This window comes from Brevibacterium sp. MGP-B1 (assembly GCF_057766545.1).
Window position 1 is genome coordinate 1627755 of record NZ_CM173407.1, and the last position, 18574, is coordinate 1646328.

The 18574-nt window shown below is 66.0% G+C and carries 13 protein-coding genes and 1 tRNA gene; 5 read left to right on the forward strand and 9 right to left on the reverse strand.

All coding sequences use genetic code 11. The annotated features are described in order from the left end of the window. Window positions 1–99: 99 nt before the first annotated feature. Window positions 100–450, reverse strand: a complete 351-nt coding sequence (locus tag AC3CD9_RS07480) for an Rv2175c family DNA-binding protein (RefSeq protein WP_101546273.1) — start codon at window positions 448–450, stop codon at window positions 100–102. A gap of 129 nt (window positions 451–579) precedes the next feature. On the opposite strand from AC3CD9_RS07480, the gene AC3CD9_RS07485 reads away from it, so the two are divergent. Together AC3CD9_RS07485 and AC3CD9_RS07490 are read left to right on the forward strand one after the other, a co-directional pair. Continuing rightward, window positions 580–1815 carry a lytic transglycosylase gene (locus AC3CD9_RS07485; protein WP_488367046.1) on the forward strand — a complete coding sequence of 412 codons (1236 nt, stop codon included), beginning with the start codon at window positions 580–582 and terminating at the stop codon, window positions 1813–1815. After that, the gene (locus tag AC3CD9_RS07490; RefSeq protein ID WP_488367048.1) at window positions 1812–4004 is read left to right on the forward strand and encodes a protein kinase domain-containing protein; all 2193 of its coding nucleotides are present in this window, start codon (window positions 1812–1814) and stop codon (window positions 4002–4004) included. The genes AC3CD9_RS07485 and AC3CD9_RS07490 overlap by 4 nt, the downstream gene beginning before the upstream one ends. Window positions 4005–4207: 203 nt before the next feature. Here AC3CD9_RS07490 and AC3CD9_RS07495 read toward each other — a convergent pair whose 3' ends face one another. Genes AC3CD9_RS07495 through gcvH form a run of 4 tightly spaced genes read right to left on the reverse strand, consistent with a single transcriptional unit; the run spans window position 4208 to window position 7700 of the window. Then, on the reverse strand, window positions 4208–5602 hold the full coding sequence (locus AC3CD9_RS07495) for a class II 3-deoxy-7-phosphoheptulonate synthase (RefSeq protein WP_173153058.1): 1395 nt from the start codon (window positions 5600–5602) through the stop codon (window positions 4208–4210). A gap of 10 nt (window positions 5603–5612) precedes the next feature. Further along, complete coding sequence (locus AC3CD9_RS07500; RefSeq protein WP_488367049.1) at window positions 5613–6098, reverse strand: bifunctional nuclease family protein; 486 nt, start codon at window positions 6096–6098, stop codon at window positions 5613–5615. Between the two features lie 10 nt (window positions 6099–6108). Next, on the reverse strand, window positions 6109–7296 hold the full coding sequence (locus tag AC3CD9_RS07505) for an FHA domain-containing protein (protein ID WP_488367050.1): 1188 nt from the start codon (window positions 7294–7296) through the stop codon (window positions 6109–6111). Next, complete coding sequence (gene gcvH / locus AC3CD9_RS07510; RefSeq protein WP_101553342.1) at window positions 7296–7700, reverse strand: glycine cleavage system protein GcvH; 405 nt, start codon at window positions 7698–7700, stop codon at window positions 7296–7298. Before gcvH ends, AC3CD9_RS07505 begins: the two co-directional genes overlap by 1 nt. Before the next feature lie 230 nt (window positions 7701–7930). On the opposite strand from gcvH, the gene AC3CD9_RS07515 reads away from it, so the two are divergent. Further along, a tRNA-Pro gene (locus AC3CD9_RS07515) sits at window positions 7931–8007 on the forward strand. Window positions 8008–8090: 83 nt separating this feature from the next. Here the strand turns inward: AC3CD9_RS07515 and AC3CD9_RS07520 are convergent. The 4 genes from AC3CD9_RS07520 to AC3CD9_RS07535 all read right to left on the reverse strand — a co-directional run bounded on the left by AC3CD9_RS07520 (window position 8091) and on the right by AC3CD9_RS07535 (window position 12852). Continuing rightward, complete coding sequence (locus tag AC3CD9_RS07520; RefSeq protein ID WP_488367052.1) at window positions 8091–9263, reverse strand: MFS transporter; 1173 nt, start codon at window positions 9261–9263, stop codon at window positions 8091–8093. Next, window positions 9260–10651: a sodium:proton antiporter gene (locus AC3CD9_RS07525; RefSeq protein WP_488367053.1), complete on the reverse strand. Its 1392-nt coding sequence runs from the start codon at window positions 10649–10651 to the stop codon at window positions 9260–9262. Before AC3CD9_RS07525 ends, AC3CD9_RS07520 begins: the two co-directional genes overlap by 4 nt. A 236-nt stretch (window positions 10652–10887) precedes the next feature. After that, the gene (locus AC3CD9_RS07530) at window positions 10888–11391 is read right to left on the reverse strand and encodes a DedA family protein (protein WP_488367054.1); all 504 of its coding nucleotides are present in this window, start codon (window positions 11389–11391) and stop codon (window positions 10888–10890) included. 246 nt (window positions 11392–11637) lie between these two features. Next, window positions 11638–12852 (reverse strand): metal-dependent hydrolase family protein, encoded by a 1215-nt coding sequence (locus tag AC3CD9_RS07535; protein ID WP_488367055.1) that lies wholly within the window; start codon window positions 12850–12852, stop codon window positions 11638–11640. Between the two features lie 256 nt (window positions 12853–13108). Between AC3CD9_RS07535 and AC3CD9_RS07540 the strand changes: the two genes are divergently transcribed. Continuing rightward, window positions 13109–17107: a Pls/PosA family non-ribosomal peptide synthetase gene (locus tag AC3CD9_RS07540; protein WP_488367056.1), complete on the forward strand. Its 3999-nt coding sequence runs from the start codon at window positions 13109–13111 to the stop codon at window positions 17105–17107. Next, window positions 16998–18554 carry a M1 family metallopeptidase gene (locus tag AC3CD9_RS07545; protein WP_488367057.1) on the forward strand — a complete coding sequence of 519 codons (1557 nt, stop codon included), beginning with the start codon at window positions 16998–17000 and terminating at the stop codon, window positions 18552–18554. Before AC3CD9_RS07540 ends, AC3CD9_RS07545 begins: the two co-directional genes overlap by 110 nt. Window positions 18555–18574 lie beyond the last annotated feature (20 nt).

Here is an 18574-nt window from a genome sequence, read left to right on the forward strand (position 1 = left end):
AACCCGTCGGAGCTCCGGCTGAGCCCCTCGGACAAGGGCGCTGACGACTGGACGCGCTCACGAAGACGTGGGCTCGCCACACGGAGAGGGCAGCCCCGATCAGAACGCGAGGGCCTGAGCGCGGCGGCGCACTTCCTTCTTGTTGCCGGAGCGAAGCAGGTCGATGGGCCGGCCGGGCAGGGACTCGTCATGGGTGAAGAGCCACACGATGGCTTCTTCGTAGTCGAATCCGGCGTCGTAGAGGGTGTGCAGGGTGCCCTTGAGCGGTTTGACGACCTCGCCGTCGACGAAGAAGGCCAACGGAACCCGCAGAACCTTCGGATTGCCGATCTTGATTCCGCAGATGGCGCCGTCTTCGAGCAGCCTCCGCACCTGGGAGATGCCGAGCCCGGTGAGTTCTGCGATGTCGGGCAGCGGGGCCCAGTCCTGGACGAGTTCTTCGGTATTCACGCCCTCAAGCGTAGCAATATTCGGCAGAAACACCCCGCCATGCGGTGCCGAATGCTCGGGTCGAGCCCGCCTACTCGTTAGGCTGGAGACCGTAGCTTCCCCACTCGACATGAAGTCAACAGGTGACAGATGACACGACCGCGACGGCACAGGCCCGTCACCGCCGCTCCTGACATCCGCGCCGCATCGAAGGTGAATTCGACCGGTCCGATCCCAGGAGCCGAACGGGTCGACCCCGAAAACGACTCTCCCACCGAGGTGGCCCCCACCACCGAATCCCCAGACGAGGACTCACCGGCCGCCTCGGCGACGACGAACCTGGGCTCTACCGTGTCCGCTGACGATCGGTCCCCCGCCGCCGCAGAATCGGCCACCCCCGATGATCAGTCTGAAGACGGCGTCGAGGACACATCCGACCGTCGCTCCGCTGACGAGGACGCAGCCACCTCGAGCACCGGTCCACAGTGGATCTCGGGCACCGCGAGTGCCACCGTTCCCGTCACCCACGGCGGCCGCACGTACAAGGTCAAGCAGGGCGACACCCTCTACGGTGTGGCCAGCAAACACGGCGTCTCAGTGCCCGCGCTGGCCGAACTCAACCGCATCTCGCCGCGTCAGAACCTCCACCAGGGGCAGGTTCTGTCCCTGCCGGAGAAGAACGATCTGCCCGATGATGATCCCTCACACGTCGTTGCCCCGGGTGACACCCTGCAGGGAATCGCGGCGCGGCACGGAATCTCGCCGGCGACCCTGCGGCAGGCCAACGCCATGGGCGATGACTCGTTCATCACGGTCGGCGAACTCCTCCTTCTGCGACCGTCGAAGGCCCGCCCACGTCGCACCCCGGCCGAACCGCCGAGCGACGTCCCCCGCGTCGCCGCCAGCGCGCAGGTCGAGGGCATCCGCCCCTCGGTGCTCCACGCGGCACGACTGAACAAATACACTCTGCTGCACCGCCGCCATCCGGCCCCGGCGCAGGCGAAGCTGCTCGTCGCCTCGCTGGCTGTCGAGCTCGGTGCCGATCCCGCCCTCATGCAGGCCGTCGCCGCCGCGGAATCCGGATTCCAGCACACGACGGTCTCGGCCGGCAACGCGATCGGAATCATGCAGATCACTCCCCGATCCGGTCGTTGGGCGTCCGATATCGTCGGTCGCGGACTCGACCTGCTCGACATCGAAGACAATATCGTCGCCGGCACCGTCATCCTCGGCTGGCTCATCGAAACCGCCGAATCGGAGAACGAAGCCGTCGCCGGCTACTACCAGGACCTGCGCTCGGTTCGCGCCGACGGATTGCTGCCGGAGACGAAGGCCTTCGTCCGCGCCGTCCAGCTGCAGCGGGCACGTTTGGAGGAGGCCCTGTGACCGCCCGCCGAGATCCCCTCATCGGCACGGTGCTCAATGACCGCTACCGCATCGATGCCAAGATCGCCCGCGGCGGCATGGCCATGGTCTACCGCGGCACCGACCTGCGGCTCGACCGTGAGATCGCGATCAAGGTCATGCACGAGCACCTCATCTCCGATGACACCTTCGTCGAACGCTTCCGTCGGGAGGCCATCAACGCCGGTCGGCTCACCCACCCGAACCTCGTGGCCATCCACGATCAGGCGCGCGACGGCGACATCGTCTACCTCGTCATGGAATACCTGCCGTCGGTGACGCTGCGCCGCGAGCTCAAGCACCGCGGAACCTTCACGCCCAGACAGGCGATCGTCGTCCTCGATGCGATCCTCGCCGCACTCGAGGCCGTGCACTCGACCGGGATCATCCATCGCGATCTCAAACCCGACAATGTGCTGCTGGGCACCGACGGTCAGGTCAAGCTCGCCGACTTCGGTCTGGCCCGGGCCGTGACGACGGCAACGACGACGAAGACCCTCATCGGCACGGTCGGCTATGTTGCTCCCGAGCTCGTCACCCGAGCCGGAGCAGATGCCCGCACCGATCTGTACACGGTCGGCATCATGTTCTACGAGATGCTCACCGGTGCTCAGCCGTATACCGACGACGTCCCGATCCAGGTCGCGTACCGTCACGTCCACGACACGGTTCCGCCGCCGTCGGACGTCGTTGCCCGCCTGAGTCCGCGTCTGGACGCGATCGTGCTGTGGGCGACGTCGAAGGACCCCGAGGACCGTCCTGCCGATGCCGCCGAATTCCGCTTGGCGTTGGCCGAAGCGCGCGCGGAGATGTCCGAGGCCGAGCTCGACCTCGGAGATCCGCAGATCGCCACCGGCGAGCACTCCCCCGTGCTCACCGCGAGCATCGACCTCGGCGAAGAGGTGCCGAAGGAGAAGCGCTCCCGCACCGACGAGATCCCGTATCTCGAAGGCGAAGAGGACGACACCGAGACGGACACCGGTGCGGCTGATCCGGACCGTGCCGGCGGGGTCGACAGTACCGAATCGGACGACTCTGATCCTGACGAGGACGCCGACTCCGATGACGCCGATCGTGGCGATGACGACCACACGAGCGGTGCTGCCGGCGCGGCCGGAGTCGGAGTGGCCGGAGCCGCGATTGCCGGCGCCGGTGCCGCCTCCGATTCCCCCGACGCAGACACGACAGGTGCGGAAGCCGCGGGCGCTGCTGCCGATTCAGCTGATTCTGACGCTTCGGACGGTTCCGGTGATCGAGAGGACTCCGACGACGAACCGGTGTCGAAGGAATCGGATTCCGACCGCAACGATAAGGCTGCGGTCGTCGCCGGCTCTGCGGCCGCCTCGGCGGGGGCATCTCCCGTCCGACGTCGCCGACGTCGTGTCCTCACGGGACTCGTCGCCGTGGTTGCCGTGCTCGCTCTGGTTGCCTGGTTCGTGGTGGCGAACCTGCCGACACCGAAATCGATCGTTCCCGGTGAGTTGGCGGGTCAGCCCGTCGAGGAAGTCACCTCGCAGCTGGAGGACAACGATCTCAAGGCCGAGCCCAAAGAGGTCTTCGACGACAAGGTTCCCGCCGGGACTGTCATCGGCACCGAACCCGTCAGTGGTGCGGAGCTGGCCCCCGACTCTTCCGTCACGGTCGTCGTGTCCAAGGGTGAGGAGAAGTTCGCGGTTCCGAAGCTCGAGGGCACGACCCGCGACGAAGCAGAGGCCGCGCTGAAGAAGGTCAACCTCGCGGTCGGCAAGGTCGAGGAGAAGTACAGCGACACTGTCGCCAAGGACTCCGTCATCTCGGCATCGCAGAAGGCCGGAACCAAGCTGTCGAAAGGCGAGAAGATCGATCTCGTCGTGTCCAAGGGCGTCGCGCCGATCCCGGTTCCCAACGTCGAGGGGCTGACCTTCGACGCCGCCTATGCGACCCTGGCCAAGCGCGGATTCCGCGTCGGCAAGGACGAGGTGTTCTCCGACGATGTCCCCAAGGGCAAGGTCGTCTCGCAGTTCCCGAAGAGCACCGAGGCGAAGCCCGCGAACTCGCTCATCATCGTCCGCGTGTCCAAGGGCGAGGAGAAGAAGCAAGACTCCGACTCGAAGGATGACAAGAAGGACGAGAAGGACAGCTCGAAGGACAAGAAGTCTGACGACGACAAGAAGGACGACAAAGACAAATAGGACTCGTCGGTCGGGCACGACGTCGGTCAGGCACGACGGTCGGTCAGGCACGACGGCTGGTCAGGCACGACGGCTGGTCAGGCACGACGGGTCGGTCGGGCACGACGGGTCGGTCGGGCGAAGATGATTCCCGTCGGTCAGACGACAAAGCCGGGGGCTCCGCAGAGATTCTGCGGAGCCCCCGGCTTTGTCAGTGTTGGCGATTACTGCCGACGGGTGAGGTACTCGGCGACCTGGAACGCCATCTCCAGCGACTGATCGTGGTTGAGGCGCGGGTCGACGAGGGTCTCGTAGCGGCGACGCAGGCCCTCGTCGTCGATCTCGGTGGCCCCGCCCATGATCTCAGTGACGTCATCGCCGGTGAGTTCGATGTGCAGTCCACCGGGGATCGTGCCCGCATCGCGGTGCGCGTTGAAGAATCCTTCGACCTCGGCCATGACGTCTTCGAAGCGGCGGGTCTTGTACCCGGTGTTCGAGGTGATCGTGTTGCCGTGCATCGGGTCGCAGACCCAGGTCACATGCGGCAGACGGTCGCCGATTCCCGACAGCAGAGCCGGCAGCGACTCACCGATCTGACCGGCACCCATGCGGGTGACGAAGGTCAGGCGGCCGGGCTCGGCGTCCGGGTCGAGTTTCTCGGCCAGGGCCAGGGCGTCATCAGCCGTGGCAGTGGGTCCGAGCTTGACGCCGATGGGGTTGCGCACCTTGGACAGGAAGTCGACATGGGCGCCGTCGATCTCGCGGGTGCGTTCACCGATCCACAGGAAGTGTCCGGACACGTCGTAGGCTTCACCGGTGCGTGAGTCGATGCGAGTCAGTGCACGTTCGTATTCGAGCAGCAGCGCCTCGTGGGCGGCGTAGAACTCGGTGGTCTTGAGCGCATCGAAGTCGGCTCCGCAGGCATCCATGAAGCGGATGGCACGGTCGATCTCGGCAGCGGTCTGCTCGTAGCGCTGGTAGCCGGGGTTCGATGCGAGGAAACCGCGGTTCCAGTCGTGGACGAATCGCAGATCGGCGAAGCCGCCCTGGGTGAACGCACGGATGAGGTTCAGCGTGGAAGCGGAGATGTGGTACGCCTTGAGCAGACGTTCCGGATCGTGGCGGCGGGATTCCTCGGTGAACTCGTAGCCGTTGACGATGTCGCCGCGGAACGACGGCAGGGTGACTCCGTCACGGGTCTCCATATCGGCCGAACGCGGCTTCGCGAACTGACCGGCCATGCGGCCGATCTTCACCACGGGCATCGATCCGCCGTAGGTCAGCACGGCCGCCATCTGCAGAACCGTCTGCACACGAGCCCGGATCTTGTCCGCCTGGGCTCCGTCGAAGGATTCGGCGCAGTCGCCGCCCGCCAGGACGAAAGCTTCTCCGCGCGAGGCGGCGGCGATACGCTGCTTGAGCACATCGGCTTCACCGGCGAAGACCAACGGGGGTGAGTTGCGCAGATCGGTGAGCACCTCGTCGAGCGCAGCACTGTCGAGATACGTCGGCTGCTGCTTCGGATCCATCTCTCGCCAGTCGTCGAGACCGCGGAGATTGTCGTGGCCGGCAGCGGCGATTTCTCTGTTGGACAGGACCGGATCGGTGTGGAGGCTCAATGTTTCACTTTCATGGGTTTTCGGTACCGGTCTCGAAGTCCTCGGCCGAGACATTGTCGAGGAAGTCTCTGAACTGTGCGACTTCCTCTTCATCGGCCTCGGGGGCTTCGATTCCGGATTCTTCAAGCAATTGTGTTTCGACGAACACGGGGCAGTCGGCTGTCAGCGCCAGAGTCACCGCGTCCGAAGGGCGCGCGGAGATCGACTTCCCGTCATTCGTGTGCAGCTCGGCCAGGAAGATCTGACCGTCCTTGCCGGTGATCGTCACGTCCTGCAGCTCGGCCCCGTACTTCTCGAGCACGTCGAGCAGCAGAGCATGTGACATGGGGCGCGGCGGGGTCAGTCCCCGCTGCGCGATCGAGAGCGCATTGGCCTCGATCGCACCGACCCAGATCGGCAGGTAGTACGCGGGCTCGTTGGCCTTGAGCAGCAGAATCGGTTGGTTGGCGGGCATTTCGATGCGGACGCCGACAACCTCGACTTGGACTTTTGACATTATCCCCCGGTCAGGAGCGCGGACGCTGCTGGAAGATCATTCGGAACTTGCCGATCTGCACATCGGCTCCGTTCTGCAGTTCGATGGAGTCGATGAGCTGACGGCCCACATAGGTGCCGTTGAGCGAACCCGTGTCGCGCAGAGTGAACCCGCTGGGAGTGCGGATGAACTCGGCATGCTTACGCGAGACCGTGACGTCATCGAGGAAGATGTCGGCATTCGGGCTGCGACCCACCGTGACCACGTCGGTGTCGAGCAGGATCTGTGAACCGGAGTCCGGTCCGGAGACGACGACGAGCAGAGCATCGGCGTCCTGCAGACCTTCGAGGTCGGGCACAGGGTGGATCTCGCCGGTGTGCGGATCCAGGATTCCCTGGAACTGCTGGCTGCCCGAATCGTTCATCGGGTCCTGTCCACCGTTCGTCGGAGCGCCCTGGGGCTGCCCGGACTGCGGCTGGCCACCCTGGGGCTGACCATACTGGCCGGGGCCGGGCTGGCTGCCCTGCTGCTGGTTGGGATCGAACTGGTCGTACTGGCCGGCACCGTTCGAACCGTACTGCTGCTGGCCGCCCTGCTGCGGATGGTTCCCGTACTGCGGCTGACCTTGGCTACCCTGAGGCTGCGCAAACTGACCGGCACCATTGGAGCCGTACTGCTGCTGACCCTGGCCGCCCTGAGGCTGACCGCTCTGCGGCCGGCCGTAGTTCTGCGGCGGATACTGATTCTGCTGAGGCTGATACTGCGGCTGCCCCTGGCTGCCCTGACCCTGTCCGGCATACGGCTGATTCGCCGGCTGCGACGCACCATAGTTCTGTCCGTCCTGCGGGGTGCCGCCGAACTGCTGACCGTTGCCATACTGCTGGCCACCCTGGGGCGTTCCGCCGTAGTTCTGGCCACCCTGGGGCGTTCCGCCGAACTGCTGGCCGTTTCCGTAGCTCTGTCCGCCCTGCGGTGTTCCGCCGTGGTTCTGGCCATTGCCGTACTGCGGTGCCTGCGGGGCCCCGTCGGCAGGCTGACCGTACGGAGGGGTGTTCCCCTGGCCGTTCTGGTCGACCTGAGGGTTCATCCGAGTCGCCGACTCGTCAGCGCCATTGCCGTTTCCGGCCCCGAACGGGAACTTCTTCGACTGCGGGACCTGTCCGTTGTCATACCAGGGCTGCGAGGGGGTCGGACGATTCTGATCGTGGTTCTGCGACATTACGCCTCCTCGCTCTGAATGAGCTCTTTGTACGCTTCGCTGTCCATCAGCGATTCGAGCTGTGCGGGGTCACTGAGTTCGACGAGATACATCCATCCGTCTTCGAAGGGAGACGAGTTCACGGTCTCCGGTGAATCGTCGAGTGAGTCGTTGACCTCTGTGACGGTCCCCGACACAGGTGCGATCAGGTCGGAGACACTCTTCGTGCTCTCGACTTCGCCGCAGGACTCCCCTGCGGTGACCGAATCCCCGGCTTCAGGCAGGTCGACATAGACGACGTCACCCAGCTGTTCCTGGGCGAAATCAGTGATACCCACACGGACTACTGCATTGTCTTCCGTGGTCGCAACCCACTCGTGGTCGCGCGAGTACCGCAAAGACACTGGATAATCCAGATCTGCCATGTCGACTCCTCTAGTTTGTCGGTGTACCAAGCATAGCCGCCTGGGCCACTTTCATAACAATCACGAAACGGAAATGTTACCGAGTCACCCTGTCAGGCATCTGCAAGACCCGCTTCTTCGGTATCTACCTGGGATGATACCTGTTTTTCGAAGGTCACGGAACGCGGTTTTGGCAGTTGGCCTCCGATCGGTATAGGCTAGTTCTCGTTGCCCACGAGGGAGTACGGTAACGGGCTATGGCGCAGCTTGGTAGCGCGCTTCACTGGGGGTGAAGAGGTCGTGGGTTCAAATCCCGCTAGCCCGACCACTCGGGTCATCACCCGCTTTCAATAGAATGTGTCGCCACTTCGCTGAGACGAAGGAGCGGCACATTTTTCATTCCCGAGCCTGTCAGGTCCGACGGACGCCCAAACGGTTCGCGAAGACCACTGTGAGGAGGCCGACGAGCACAAGGATGCCGAGTCCCCACCGCAGTCCCGCTCCGGTGGCGACGGCCCCGACCAGCGGACTCGTCCCGAGGTATCCCACCCGCATCAGCCAGTTCACCAGCGTCACTCCCCCGGCACGTCCGACGCCGGGCAGACGAGCGGCCGCTCCGAGTGCGCCGGGCACAAGCGTTGCTGACCCGAATCCGAGCGCTCCCATCGAGACGAGCAGCAGAACGGGTTCCTGAGCTGCGATGACGCCGATTCCTCCGGCCGCGATGAGTCCGCCCCCGAAGCGCGCGATCCGGCCGGCCCCGAACCGTGTCACGAGTACGTCCCCGCTGAACCGTCCGAGACACTGGCTGCCGATGACGATGCTGAAGGCGATCCCCGCCGAGGCGGCCGGAATTCCTGCGAATTCGACCGCGGCCAGCCCTGCCCAGTTGTTCGCAATGTCCTCGACCGCGGCACCGCAGATCGCGACGACCGCCAAGGGCAGCGCCGCCCAGAGGACCATCCGTTTCGATCGTCCCACGGCCCCGTCTCCGCCACGGCTTTCCGGGGCGGCATCGGAATCGGCGACCCGCCTCGGCGAGGCATAACCACCGATGAGGCGACGTCCCACGATCGTGATGATCACGGCGGAAACGCCGATGAGCCCCAGCCACGCTCGCATGTCGGCACCTGCGCTGGCGGCCGCCGTTGCGGCGGCTCCGCTGAGCAGACCGCCGAGGCTCCACAGCGCATGCATCGACGACAGGATCGTGCGGCCGGCCCGCTCCTGGACGGAGATGCCGACGACGTTCTGCGCGACATCGACGATGGCATCGCAGCACCCCAACAGGAGCAGACAGATCGCCATCATCACGCCGTTGACCGACCACGCCGTCGCCGAGGCGGCCGCACCGAGCATCACCGTCCCGCCGATGACGACCCGGTGTGCTCCGAATCGGGCGATGAGGGCGGCGGGCAGGGCCGTGGACAGCAGCGATCCGACGGCGAAGCAGGCGACGACGAGGCCGAACTGCCAGGAACTCAGTCCGAGTCGATCGACGAGCAGCGGATACCACGGCAGGAGGGCGGCGAAGACCGCACCGTTGCCGGTGAAGTAGAGGCCGACCCCGGCTGCGGCCCTCACTCTGCCTGGATGACTTTCGCCGCGCGCAGGTCACGCCCGGCTTGTCCGAGGATCACGAGCGCGACCAGGACTCCGAGCAGAATCCACCACAGTGAACCGGTCATGAAGATGAGCACCATCGAGGCGAGGATCGGCACCAGGCGGCGCAGCGACCACCACACGTAGCCGCCGAAGCTCGGCATCGCGACGTTCGCCGAATCTGCGACGGATTTGACCATGAAGTTCGGTCCGTTGCCGATGTAGGTGATGGCCCCACCCATGACGGCGCCGAGCGAGACCGCGATGAGCAGAGTCTCGGGCACTCCCGCCACCTTCGGTTCGCCCGGCACCTGGGCGGCCATCTCGAAGAAGGTGACATAGGTCGGGGCATTGTCGAGGACGGAGGACAGACCGCCGGTGAAGATGAACAGGGAGATCTCGCCCAGCGGGATCTTGTGGGCGATCTGTCCCAGGTACTGCAGGGCCGGCATCATCGTGAGGAAGATGCCGATGAAGAGCGACCCGACCTCGAGGATCGGCGTCCAGGTGAACTTGTTGAGGTTGAACCGGGCACCGCGGTCACCCACGAGGAATGATGTCACCGCGGAGACGAGCATGACGAGTTCACGCCACGGCACGAAGTCCGAGGCGCTCGCGTGTCCTGTTTCGATCGTATGCATGTCGACCGAGGGGATGAAAGCGACGGCCACGATGATGATCGCGAGGAACAGCAGACCGCTGGCACCGCGCAGGCCGAGTTTCGTCACATACTCGGCATCCTTGGCCAGCGCCTCGGCCGGTTCCTTCGCATACATCTTCGTATCGAGTGCGAAGTAGCTGATGAGCAGCAGGGCGTTGACGAACAGCCAGTACGGCCAGAGCCCGAACGTCCATTCGAAGGGCACTCCACGCAGCATTCCGAGGAACAGCGGCGGGTCGCCCAGCGGTGTGAGCAGACCGCCGCAGTTCGCGACGATGAAGATCGTATAGATGACGGTGTGGGTGCGGTGCTTGCGGTCCTGATTCGTGTTGAGGATCGGGCGGATGAGCAGCATCGCCGCACCCGTGGTGCCGATGAACGAGGCGAGCACGCCGCCGACGGCGAGGAAGATCGTGTTGTTCCGAGGTGTCGCCTTGATGTCGCCGACGAGGAAGATTCCGCCCGAGGCGACGAAGAGGCTGCCGATGAGCATGATGAATTGGAAGTACTCGAGCAGCGCGTGGATGACGGTCGTCGACTCTCCGCTGAGCAGGAACCACACGGCGATCGGCACACCGAGGATGAGCGCGACGATGAGTTTGACGAGGTTGCGATCCCAGATCTTCTCCGTGGCCGGAATGAGCGGGAGCACCGCGATGCATCCGAGCAGCAGAACGAACGGAATGATGCTCCACCAGGCCACGACCATCCGGGGACTCCTTTACTCATTGTCGACGAGCAGGCTCGTCCAGTCGACGTTGACGCTGTCTTACTCTACTGAACTCGCGCAGCGCATCGGACCACGGTCTGCCACACGGACGCAGCTTGCCGCGTGGACACAGAGAGCCGCGGGCGAAGATCGTTCAGTTCGCCGAGGCGGCCGGTGAGTCAGCAGGGGTGCCGTTCAGTGCGCCGAGGTGGCCGGCAAGTCAGCAGGGGTGCCGTTCAGTTCGCCGAGGCGGAGGCCGATTCCTCGGCGGGAGTGCGATCCTTGCGCAGTCCGATGAGCAGACCGCCGATCGCGACGACGAAGACGAGACCGAGCCCGACGGTCAGTCCCGGTTCGGCCTGGTAGGCCTTGGCCACCGCCTTGAAGCCGAGGAACCCGACGGTCGAATAGATGAGCGCCCACAGCGATCCGCCGACGGCGAGCGCCGGGAGGTAGCGGCGGTAGCGCATCCCCGTGGTTCCGGCAGCGAGGTTGACCACGGTCTGCAGCCCGACGGTGAGGAAGCTCAGGGCCACGACGGGTGCCCCGAAGCGGTCGATGGTGTCCTCGGCGCGGCGGTATTTGGGTCCGGCCATGATCTTCTCGACCCGATGAAACTTGCGGATTCCCTTGCGTGCGAAACGGCCGAGGAGGAAGGTGCCGCCGGCGCGGACGACGATGATGCCGAACATGATCAGCCATGTCACTGCGATCGGAAACGACCAGTCGAGCGGATTCATCGGTGCGGCGCACTCCTCTCTCTGGGCCTTCCGCTGCGCGGACGGACTGCGGCTTCACGGATCGGTCTCTCCCATCATAGCCCCGTTAGGTTAGGTTTCCCTCACAGGGCGGCCGGTCGAGACCGATCTCACCCTCCGAGGCGGCTGTGCCGTCAGGTGCCCACGAGGCGGTGCAGTCGGAGCGCCCGAGGCGGTGCCGGAGAATCCCCGGCACCGCCTCGGCGAGGTTCCTCTCAAGTGAACCCCTCAGACGTGCCCACCGTCGAGGTAGACCGAGTCGACCCGGTTCTCGATTCCACGGACGTCGGCGGTGCGCAGGTCGCCGTCCACAACGACGAGGTCGGCCAGTCCGCCCTCGCTGATTCGGCCGACCCGATCGTCATCGAGCAGGCGGGCGGCCACGGAGGTTCCGGCGGCGAGCGCCTCCGTCGTGGACAGTCCCACCTCGGCGAGCAGGCTGATCTCTTCGAGGTTCTCCCCGTGCGGGCCGACTCCGGCATCGGTGCCCAGCGCGATCGGGACTCCTGCTTCGTGGGCCCGACCGATCGACTCCTGGTGGGCGTCGACGACGCGTCGGGCCTTGTCCACGACGGAGGCAGGCAGTCCGGCACCGGCGTCGGCGGCCTTGATGACGGCCTGCGGAGCCTGCAGAGTCGGGACGAGGAAGGTGCCGTGCTCGAGCATGAGGTCGATGGCTTCGTCGTCGAGGTAGATTCCATGTTCGATCGAGCGCACCCCGGCACGGACGGCGTTCTTGATTCCCGGTGCGCCCTGCGCGTGGGACATCACATGAGCACCTTGGGCGGCCGCCTCGGCGACGATGACAGCGATCTCGGCTTCGGTGAACTGGGAGTGCCGCGGATCGTCGCGAGGGGAGAGCACTCCCCCGGTCGAGCAGATCTTGATGTGGTCGGCCCCGGCCCGCAGCAGTTCGCGGGTCTTCTTCTGCACCTCTTCGAGTCCGTCGGCCACCCCCGAGGGCCGGCCGGGGTGCGGGGCCAGGAAAGGAGACTCCGCCCCGGAGACGAGGTGGAAGTCTCCGTGGCCACCGGTCTGGGACATGATGTTGACGGCGATCGTCAGCCGTGGACCGCGCACCACTCCGGTCTCCACGGCCACCTTCGCACCGAGGTCTGTGCCTCCGGCGTCGCGCACGGTCGTGATTCCGCCCTTGAGGGTGGCTTCCATATTCTTCACGGAGTTGTAGAACTGGAGCGAGAACGGGTCGTGGAAGTTCGAAGTGGCTGCCGCGCCGCTGCTCGTGAGGTGGACGTGGCAGTCGATGACTCCGGGGATGATCGTCTTCCCCGCGCAGTCGATGTGGTCGTCTCCGGCGTTGTGCGAACCCTGCCCTCCTTCCGCCACCGAGGCGATCCGTCCGCCGTCGATGACGACGTCCCGGGTGCCGGGCAGGAAGCGGGTTCCGTCGAAGACCGTGGCGTGGGTGAGAACTGTGACCATGGGCGTGCTCCTCATCGTTGAAAATCAGCTGGTCGACCGTGAACGGCCGTCCCCTCACATCTATCACGGACGACCTCTCCGTGACGATCAGGGCGGTGTCGAGGACAACGGTGACTTAAGATCAGACATCGGAACCGGAATGCGCACTGTTCGCGCCCCGACCCGTGTTCACGTCCGCGACACCTTCCTGGGTTATGGTCACCGGCGGTACCGGCCGGCCCGGCGCCGATCAGCTCCCGAACGACCCGGAAGACACGTGAGAGAATACGCACCGCAGTTCCCGTCCCCCGCACGGCCCCGTGAGGACCGCACCCTCATCGACGTCCTCCTCGAGTCGGCCGCCGCGCATCCCGACCAGCCGGCCCTCGACGACGGCACCCGGGTGCTCAGCTACTCAGAGCTCATCACCGCGATCCGCGATCTCGCGCTGGAGATGGCCGCGACCGGGATCGGCCCCGGTGACAAGGTCGGCGTCCGTGTCCCCTCGGGGTCGGTGGATCTGTACCTGGCGATCCTCGCCACGCTCATGCTCGGCGCGGCCTACGTTCCCGTCGACGTCGACGATCCGGATGAGCGGGCGCGCACCGTGCTCGCCGAGGCGGCCGTGACCGGAGTGATCACCGCCGGACCACACATCGAATCCCGCACCGACCGCGGACCCCTCGGCCGTTCCGAGCTGCGGTCCCCCACTCCCGATGACGACTGCTGGGTGATCTTCACCTCCGGGTCGACGGGCACCCCGAAGGGCGTTGCCGTCACCCACCGTTCGGCCGCGGCCTTCGTCGACGCCGAGGCGGCCCTGTTCTGCGTCGAGGAGCCGCTGGGTCCCGGCGATCGCGTTCTCGCCGGACTGTCCGTGGCCTTCGACGCCAGCTGCGAGGAGATGTGGTTGGCATGGCGGCACGGCGCATGCCTGGTCCCGGCCCCGCGTGCACTGGTGAAGTCCGGGATGGATCTGGGTCCGTGGCTGTCGTCGCGGCAGATCACCGTCGTCTCGACCGTTCCGACCCTGGCCGCACTGTGGCCGGCGGAGAGTCTCGACAATGTCCGCCTCCTCATCTTCGGCGGCGAGGCCTGTCCGCCCGAGCTCGGGCGTCGGCTCAGCGATGACGACCGCGAGGTGTGGAACACCTACGGTCCCACCGAGGCGACCGTCGTCGCCTGTGCCGCCATGCTCGACGGATCCGAGCCGGTGCGCATCGGCCTGCCGCTCAAGGGCTGGGATCTGGCCGTCGTCGATGCCGAGGGCGTGCCCGTCGCCGAAGGAGAGACCGGTGAGCTCATCATCGGCGGGGTCGGTCTGGCCCGCTATCTCGATCCGGCCAAGGACGCCGAGAAGTTCGCCCCCATGCCGAGTCTCGGCTGGGACCGGGCGTACCGGTCGGGCGACCTCGTCGTCAACGATCCGGCCGGACTGATCTTCGTCGGTCGAGCCGACGAGCAGATCAAGCTCGGGGGCAGGCGCATCGAGCTCGGCGAGATCGATGCCGCACTGCAGGCCCTGCCCGGAGTCGAAGGCGCTGCCGCGGCGGTGAAGAAGACCGCGGCCGGCACGGACGTCCTCATCGGCTATCTCGCCCCCGGTGCCGGTTCCGGCGAGGCCGACCTTCCCTCCTGGGAGGCCCGACTGCGTGACGAACTGCCGGCCGCGCTCGTTCCCCGGCTGGCACTCGTCGAGGACCTGCCCACGAAGACCTCGGGCAAGGTCGACCGCAACGCCCTGCCGTGGCCGCTCGATGACGGCGCCGAGGCGGCCGGACCCGATGAGGTGTTCGATGAGGACACGGAGTGGGTCGCCGAACAGTGGGCTGCAGTCCTCGGTGCCCGTCCGGGCAGCGATACGGACTTCTTCACCGCCGGCGGCGGTTCCCTGGGCGCGGCGCAGCTCGTGTCCCGGCTGCGCACCCGCCATCCCAGCGTCACCGTCGGCGATATCTACGCACATCCGCGCTTCGGCGCCCTATCCAGGCTCTGCCTCGGCGAAGAAGGATCCGGCATCGGACCGACGGGTCCCAAGCGCACGATCACACGGACTTCCCGGGGGATGCAGGCGTTCCAGGTTCTGCTCGGGATCCCGGTGCACATCCTCGGCGGGGTTCGGTGGGTGGTGCTGGCGATGCTGGCGGCCAATATCGGGGTCGGGCTCGGCGCGGATCTGCCGCTGACTCCGTGGCCGGTCGTCGCCGTCCTCTTCCTCGTCTTCGTCACCGCCTGGGGACGGATGCTCATCTCCGCCGGAGCAGCACGTCTGCTCATGATCGGGATCCGGCCCGGGGATTATCCGCGCTCGGGGTGGGTGCACAAGCGGCTGTGGCTGGCCGAGCACATCGCCGATCTTGCTGCTGCGGTCTCGGTGGCGAGCGCACCGTGGGTGACCTGGTATGCGAAGCTGTTGGGCAACCGCATCGGGCCCGATGCCGATCTGCATTCGGTGCCGCCGGTGACCGGTTTCCTCACCCTCGGCGAGGGTGCGGCGGTCGAGCCCGAGGTCGATCTCAAGGGCTGGTGGGTCGACGGCGATCTGCTGCGCATCGGACGCATCGATATCAGTCGCAATGCCACGATCGGTGCCCGGTCGACGCTCATGCCCGGCGCCGAGGTGGGCGTCGGGGCCCTCATCGAAGCCGGATCCGCAGTGACCGGACGGGTGCGGAAGAATCAGATCTACTCGGGTTCACCGGCCGTGCGCGTCGGAAAGGCGAAGAAGTCCTGGCCTGCTCCCCCGCCCAGGCGGCGTCTGCCGTTCCTGTTCTATGCCGTCGGCTCCCAGATCAATGCGCTTCTGCCGTATTTCGCTGTGGTGCCCGGCGTCGCCTTGATGTTCGCGCTGTCCGGGATCGAGGTCGTCGAGTCGCCATGGCTGCTGGTGGCGTGGTCACCGGTCGTGGCCTGTCTGTGGTTCTTCACCACTGCCCTGTTCATCCTCATCGCGGTGCGGATCCTGGCGATCGGCATGGAAGAGGGAGAGTTCCCCGTCCGCTCGGCCCGCGGATATCGGGTATGGGCGACGGAGCGGCTGCTCGACATGGCCCGCGACCTGCTGTTCCCGCTGTACGCGTCGATGCTCACCCCGTGGTGGCTGCGCCTCCTCGGTGCGAAGGTGGGTCCCGGCACGGAGATCTCGACGGTCGTCTTCGTTCCGAAGATGACGACGATCGCGGCCGGTGCCTTCCTCGCCGATGACACGATGGTCGCCAGCTACGAGCTCGGCCACGGCTGGATGCGGGCCGGGCGCGCGAAGGTCGGCAAACGTGCTTTCCTCGGCAACTCGGGAATCGCCTCCCCCGGTCGCAGGGTGCCGAAGAACTCGCTGGTTGCGGTGCTGTCGGCGGCGCCGGCGAAGGCGAAGAAGGGTTCGTCGTGGCTCGGTTCTCCTCCGGTGCAGCTGCGCCGCGCCGCCGTGGAATCCGACGAGTCGCTCACCTACGCCCCGACCTTCGGGGTCAAGGCCGCCCGTGCCTTCTGGGAGACTCTGCGGATCGTCTCGATCATCGCCGGCGGTGTGCTCATCACCGCAGTCGTGCTCACCATCTGGCTCTTCCTCGGTCTGCCGGGCGGGGTGGCGGCTCAGTCGACGACGTTCCTCGCCTCCGTGCTGCTGGCCCTGCTCACCTCGGGGATCGTCATGATGGCTGCCGGTGCCGTGGCGGCGGGACTGGCCGTGGCTGCGAAATGGATCCTCGCCGGTCCGATCCGGCCCGGGGAGCATCCGCTGTGGTCGTCATTCATCTGGCGCAACGAGGTCGCCGACTGCTTCGTCGAACTCGTGGCCGCCCCCTGGTTCGCCCGGAACGCCGTGGGCACGCCGGCGATCGTGTGGTACCTGCGGGCGATGGGTGCGAAGATCGGGCACGGCGTGTGGTGTGAGTCCTACTGGCTGCCGGAGGCCGACCTCGTCGATCTCGGAGACAACTCGACTGTCAACCGCGGCTGTGTGGTCCAGACTCACCTGTTCCATGATCGGGTGATGAGCCTTGATACCGTTCAGCTCGATCCCGGTGCCACCTTGGGGCCCAACAGCGTCATCCTCCCGGCCTCCACGCTGGGCGAGAACGCCACGGTGGGAGCGACGTCGCTGGTCATGCGCGGCGAATTCGTGCCGGCCCATGCCTACTTCAGCGGCAATCCTGTCATACCCTGGGTGGATGCCCCAGAACTTCCCTCACTCGAAGAAGAAGGCCGCGACGAAGACGGCCGCGACGACGCCGGCGGAAGTGCGGCCGACGGCGACCGATCGAGCCGATCGCATGCTTGATTCCTATACCCAAGGCGTCGGCAACGCGGACCTTCACATCGACCACTACGATCTCGACCTCGACTATCGGATCGGTCCGAATCGGCTCTCCGCCAGGGCGGTGCTCAAGGGCCGTGTCCTCGCGGACACTTCGTCGATCATCCTCGATCTCACGGGTCTGCGGGTGACGAAGGCCAGCGTCAACGGCAAGAAGGTCCGCTTCTCCGCACGAGGGAAGAAGCTGCGGCTGACGACCCCGGCGCTGAAGAGCGACCAGCCGGTGGTCATCGACATCAGCTACACGGGCAATCCGGAACCGGCAATCGGCACCTGGGGCGACGTCGGCTGGGAGGAGCTCGAAGACGGAGTGCTCGTGGCCGGTCAGCCCGTCGGCGCCTCGACCTGGTTCCCGTGCAACGACCATCCCTCGAACAAATCCCAGTACAGGGTCTCCGTGCTCGTCGAGTCCGAGTACACGGTGGTGTCCAATGGGTCGCTGACGAAGAAGACCCGCAAGGCCGGGCGGACCCGCTGGACGTATGAGTCGACGACTCCCCTGGCGACCTACTTGGCGACGGTGCAGATCGGTCGCTACAAGTACGGACAGATCCCGCTGAGTTCCGGTGCGACGAGGTTCGGTGCTGCGATGCGGGGGGCTGCGAAGGATGCCGTTGCCGGCTCTGCCCGCGATGCTCTGTCGAGCGCTGTCCGAGGAGTCGCCGGTGCTGCCGGCAAGGACGTGTCTGTTCACGATTCTTCGGGGAAGCGAACGACGCACAGCCGCACCGAGTCCCCTGTTCCCCTCGGCGTCTATGCCGATGATCATTGGGATGTGGCAGTCGAGCGCCTCGGCGTCCAACACGGAATGATGAACCTGTTCATCGACCGCTTCGGTCCCTACCCGTTCGAGGTCTATGACGTGGTCGTGACCGATGACGTGCTCGAGATCCCGCTCGAGTCGCAGCCGCTGTCCGTGCTCGGGCCCAACCACTTGGGTCCCGAGTGGGAAGCCGAGCGCCTCGTCGCCCACGAGATGGCGCACCAGTGGTTCGGAAACTCGCTCACGCCGTCCCGATGGAGGGACATCTGGCTCAACGAGGGCTTCGCCTGCTATGCGGAGTGGCTGTGGTCGGAGGAGTCCGGACGTGCAAGTGCCGATGAACGTGCGCGACAGTGGTGGGAGGAGCTGTCCGCTCAGCCGCAGGACATCATGCTCGGCGATCCGGGTGGGCCGGACATGTTCGACGACCGCGTGTACAAGCGCGGTGCCCTGTGCCTGCATGCCCTGCGCCTCGAGCTCGGCGATGCGGAGTTCTTCACCGCTGTCGGCGAGTGGACCAAGCGGTACCGCCATTCGTCGGTGAGCACCGAGGAGTTCATCCGCTGCATCTCCGAGGTGGCAGACCGTGACATCGCCGAGGTGGTCCGCCCCTGGCTCGAGGAGCTCGAACTTCCGGAGCTTCCGTAAAGAGGTCAGGGACCTGAGGA